Annotated in this window: 5 protein-coding genes; 1 reads left to right on the top strand and 4 read right to left on the bottom strand. The window is 43.6% G+C overall.

Going from position 1 to position 4,942, the window contains the following annotated elements; genetic code table 11:
* The coding region (locus tag HMPREF0673_RS00670; RefSeq protein ID WP_040596141.1) for a ParB/RepB/Spo0J family partition protein at positions 1-791 on the bottom strand (791 nt) is incomplete at its 3' end.
* A 554-nt stretch (positions 792-1,345) separates the two neighbouring features.
* Here HMPREF0673_RS00670 and HMPREF0673_RS00665 point away from each other — a divergent pair.
* A complete protein-coding gene (locus tag HMPREF0673_RS00665) occupies positions 1,346-2,665 on the top strand; it encodes an ATP-binding protein (RefSeq protein WP_004322072.1) in 1,320 nt (439 codons plus the stop codon).
* 70 nt (positions 2,666-2,735) lie between these two features.
* Here the strand turns inward: HMPREF0673_RS00665 and HMPREF0673_RS00660 are convergent, their stop codons facing one another.
* The 3 genes from HMPREF0673_RS00660 to HMPREF0673_RS00650 form a co-directional block, all read right to left on the bottom strand.
* Positions 2,736-2,990, bottom strand: a complete 255-nt coding sequence (locus HMPREF0673_RS00660) for a hypothetical protein (protein ID WP_004310159.1) — start codon at positions 2,988-2,990, stop codon at positions 2,736-2,738.
* Between the two features lie 6 nt (positions 2,991-2,996).
* Positions 2,997-3,752 carry a ParA family protein gene (locus HMPREF0673_RS00655; protein ID WP_007896781.1) on the bottom strand — a complete coding sequence of 252 codons (756 nt, stop codon included), beginning with the start codon at positions 3,750-3,752 and terminating at the stop codon, positions 2,997-2,999.
* Positions 3,753-3,990: 238 nt separating this feature from the next.
* Positions 3,991-4,404, bottom strand: a complete 414-nt coding sequence (locus HMPREF0673_RS00650) for a single-stranded DNA-binding protein (RefSeq protein WP_004310157.1) — start codon at positions 4,402-4,404, stop codon at positions 3,991-3,993.
* Positions 4,405-4,942 lie beyond the last annotated feature (538 nt).

The following is a 4,942-nucleotide window of genomic DNA, read 5'->3' as shown; positions in this document are numbered from 1 at the left end:
GTGAGGTATGCCGCATTCATTTCAGCAAGGCAAGTACGATTGGCGCAATTTCCGCAACCGCCCTCGCAAAATAACATCATATTATTTGTATTGTGAGGACACGACAGACAGAGGGTCTTGTCAAATGCGTATCGTTCCAAGTCGGTAGTATATTGCCGTTCGATGTTCCGTGCAACATCAGAGGCTTTCATTCCTCGCCAACTATTGTACTGCACCCCCTCTTTAAGATGCTTGTTGTACACCTCTTTCTGAATATCTTCCCCATAACGGCAAATTTCGCTCGCTACGCTGATTGTGATTTCGTCCTGTTCCAAAAGCTGTGCGATTTCGGGCATTAAGGAAACGAATTTAAGGCGTGTGCGGATATAGCTTTCGTTTTTACCGAACTGCACCGCCAAAGACTGCACATCGTGGCGACCACTATCAATGAGCTTTTGGTAGGCATTTGCTTCCTCTATCGGGGTAACATCCTTGCGCTGGAGGTTTTCAGTTACCGCCATTTCTTCGGCAACTTCGTCTGAAATTTCCATAACGACAGCCGGAATGTCTTCCAATCCTGCCATGAGGGAGGCACGATATCGGCGTTCTCCAAAAACAATCTCAAAGCGGTTGTCTTCTATTGGGCGTACTCCAATAGGCTGTAACACACCCTGCTGACGAATACTCTCGGAAAGTTCTGCAAGGCTCGCTTCGTCAAAATTCTTACGTGGGTTGTAATTGCTCGGCTGCACGTTTGCCAATGCTACCATTGTGATGTTTTTCTCTACTGATTGAATTGCTGTTGCTTCCATAATCATAAAAATTTAATTGGTTTTAATATTTAATTTTTTATTTTCCCTTTGTTCGGTTCTCTTTTCTGCCTGAACCGCTTGGGATTTACAGATGCTTTACAAGGACTGACGAATAAGCGATTTCCGACGCTTTTTCCGGAAAATTACTCTTTCGCAGAAAGGAAGAATTTTATAGGAAATGCACTTCAAAGCGACGGAATCAAGCGCGGCAGTCCACCTTTGCGTCTGGAAAACCAACCGGTGATGGCAGGAATGGACCGGATGAGTGGCATTAAAAGAATATAGAAAAGGAAGAATACGCTGAAAGGCGGATGGTAAAACGGATGGAACTATAAAGGGATGATTAACGATACAACGGGACAAGCGGAAGGACGTAAGACCAGACGGTGTAAAACAGGAATGGAACTTACCAGATAAAAATCCTTTGAGCCATTTCGCTAAATAAATCTGTATCAATTGCCTGTTTTACCAGAAATTTGCATTATTTTTGCAGTAACGAAACAGCCGTTTCGGAAACAGCCGTTTCGGAAATAGCAATAAAAAAGGATAAGGATATGAGATTTTTTGACAGGACAGAAGAAATAGCCTCTCTTCGCAAGATTCGCGAAATGGCCAAAAACAATGCTCAGTTTACAGTGGTAACGGGACGTCGCCGTATCGGTAAGACATCACTCGTGTGGAAGGCATACGAGGACGAACCGATTCTCTATTTCTTTGTTGCCCGGAAAGCCGAAGGCGATTTGTGTGAGGACTACCGGCTTGAAATAGAGAACAAGTTGGGGGTCCCAACCATGGGGCGGGCCGAACACTTCACTGATGTGTTCGAGTACCTGATGAAACTTTCGGCAGAACGTCCCATCACACTCTTTATCGACGAGTTCCAGGAGTTTTTCCGTGTGAACAAATCGGTGTTCAGCGATATGCAGCGCATCTGGGATCTATACAGCCCGAAGTCCCGTATTAACCTGATTGTCTGTGGTTCGATTTATTCCATGATGACAAAGATATTCAAGGATAAGAAAGAGCCGTTGTATAACCGGCAGTCGCGCTTTATGACTGTGCGTCCGTTTACCCCAACTGTTCTGAAAGATATTCTTTCGGAATACAACCCCGGCTACACGACGGAAGATCTGCTGGCCTTGTACGCTTTCACGGGCGGTGTGGCGAAGTATGTACAACTACTCGTGGATGCAGGAGCAACAGCCAAAACGACTATGCTCGACCAGATTATAAAGGCCGACTCCATATTTTTGGGCGAGGGTAAAGCGATTCTTATCGAAGAGTTCGGCAAGGATTACGGAATCTATTTCTCCATACTATCGGCCATTGCACGAGGAAAAACATCCCGTTCGGAAATTGAAAACGTGGTAGGCAAGGAAATCGGCGGTTATCTTACCAAGCTGGAGAAAGAATACGAAATCATATCGAAGAAGCAACCGCTGTTCGAGAAGAGTTCCGCCAAGAATGTCCGGTATGTCATCGAGGATAATTTTTTCACGTTCTGGTTCCGCTTCATCTACAAGTACAGCTATATGCTGGAGATAGAGAACTATGGAAGTGTGAAGATGATTATAGGTCGGGATTATGAAACTTTCAGCGGTCTGATGCTTGAACGTTACTTTAAACGTGTACTGATAGAACGGCAAGTCTATACGCGTATCGGAGGCTGGTGGGACCGCAAGGGTGAGAACGAAATAGACATAGTAGCTGAAAACGAACTGGACGATACGGCGACATTTTTCGAAGTCAAACGCAAGGCCGAAAATATCGACATGGAAAAACTGGAAGCGAAAGCAGCCGCTTTCATGCGTGCAACGGGAGAGTTCAAAGGTTATTCCCTGTCATACAAAGGGTTGTCAATGACTGATATGTAGCAATACATATCGGCATAACGTACTAACAGAAGTCACAGATTTAAAAGAACGGGAAGCGAGGGACATACCCTCACTTACCGTTTTTTTCCAAATACTCCTTCATCGCCTCATTTACAATGTCTCTCAATGACATATTCTTCTCAATAGCAAGGAATTTCATACGCGTATGAACACTCTTGTCGATAACGAAATTGCAATGTACCGCAGGCTCTTTTTCAGTTTTAAGTGGTGTGGCTTCCTTCTTTTGCGGAGATTTCTTCGTGGATGACAGCAATCCGTCCAGTCCGCTTTTCATACTGTCTTTCAATAAATCACTCTTGCCCATATTGTCTTATTTTAATTTCAAAACCTCTTGTGCTAAAGCCATATAATCTTTGGCTCCATTGCAGTTCTTATTGTACTCAAAGACGTTCTTTCCCTTTATAGGAGCTTCGGCCAGTGCCACATTGTCCCGTACAATCGTTTTGAACACTTTGTCACAGAAAGAGTCATTGATAATTTCAGCTACGCTCTTGTTGAGTGTCTTGCGCTTGTCAAACTGGGTAATAACAATGCCACCAATACTCAGGTTCGGGTTCAGGCGTTCCTTGACAATCTCAATTACGCTTGTAATCTTCGCCATTCCGCGCATGGCGAGGAATTGTGCCTGCACCGGAATAATCAGAAGGTCCGCTGTGGTAAGGGCATTGAGTGTCAGCAAGCCCAGTGAAGGTGGACAGTCAATCAGGATGTAGTCAAACTTCCGACTGTCAAGCAATTTCGCAATCAGGCCTTTCAGTATCAACTCACGTCCCGGCTCGTTTATCAGTTCGGATTCTGCCGCCGACAGGTCGAGACAGGACGGCACAACAGCAAGTCCGTTCTCCAGTTCGATAACCGGTAAGGGATATTCACCTCTCATTGCCCCATACACCGTTTGTTCTTCCTCAATGGAGAGACCACACGATTCTGTAAGATTTGCCTGCCCGTCCATGTCGATAGCCAGTACACGCTTTTTCTTCTGTCGCAAAGCAGCGGCAAGATTGATGGTGGTAGTTGTCTTGCCAACCCCACCCTTATGATTCAAAACAGCTATAATTTTTGTCATAATTTGATGTCTTTATATGCGATACAAAGATAATACTATTCTTAGTAAATACTATAATTAGTATATACTATTTTACTAAAAAAAGTATTTTAGTATTTACTACTATACTAAAATACTAATAAACTAAATGTAGTAAGTACTACTTTCAGTAATAGCTAACTTACTAACTTCCTACTTTACTATAATTAGTAAATACTACATTTAGTATTTGTTGTTGTTCAATACTATATGCACATCATCAGAACGGCAAGTCTTCCTTGTCCTCTTGCGGCATAGCTACCGGTGGTACAGGTGCATTGCTTGCGGCATCCGTCGGACTCTCTGCTTCTGAAGTTGTACCCTCACGCTTTCCGGTATTGATGAACTCCAATGCGTCTGCCGTAATGGATAGTTGAATCTGACAGTTTTCATCCTTATCCTTCCACAGTGAAGCCGAAAGTGTCCCTTCAATGAGCAGTAACCGTCCTTTGGTAAGATATTCGGATAGTCGAATATGGTTCTCTTTCTTACTCCGTACCCTTACCCAAGTAGTGATGCTGTTTCCATGTGAATAGTCATCTACCGCAATATCAAATGCAATGAATGAACCGTGTGCTCCAGTAATAACCTGGCAATCCTTGCCAATGCGACCAATTGTGTGAACGTATAACATAATAAATTCTTTTTGTGGCAGGTGGTTAATCCTACCGTTACCTTAGTTTATAAATATTCTTTATTTCCCTCTGTTTGGCCTGTTTGCGACCTCCGGGATGATTTTTTCTGCATCCAAAGGCGGCAGGAACAATCTGGCAAGGCTGAAGAGGAAAAATACGCTCACCAGCGGAGAGGAAGATTTTTGCGCTTCACTTGCGGCTGAATGTCGGCATTGACATGACTGGGACTGGCGATTACCTTTGCGGAAAAATTCAATCCACGGCAGGTTGCACGGCAGCAGAAAAGCGATAAATAGAAGTATATAAAAAAGGAATAGAAAACGCTAAAGCAGGGAATAATAAAACAGGAGAACGGACATGCAGGACTAAGATCCAAAGACTACCTTGAAACTGTGAATAGTGATATAGTTATATCATTCCGCAATTTCAAGTCTGTTCGTGTACCCTTTGAAAAATAACTTGACGCACTTTATGTAACGCGCTACACAAAGCGTGTCAGATTTTTCTTGTAGCAGGCTATCAGTCCTTATACAAAGG

The organism is Leyella stercorea DSM 18206 (assembly GCF_000235885.1).
GTDB lineage: Bacteria > Bacteroidota > Bacteroidia > Bacteroidales > Bacteroidaceae > Prevotella > Prevotella stercorea.
Note: the sequence above shows the minus strand (reverse complement) of the source record. Positions and strands in the feature narration are given on the sequence as shown.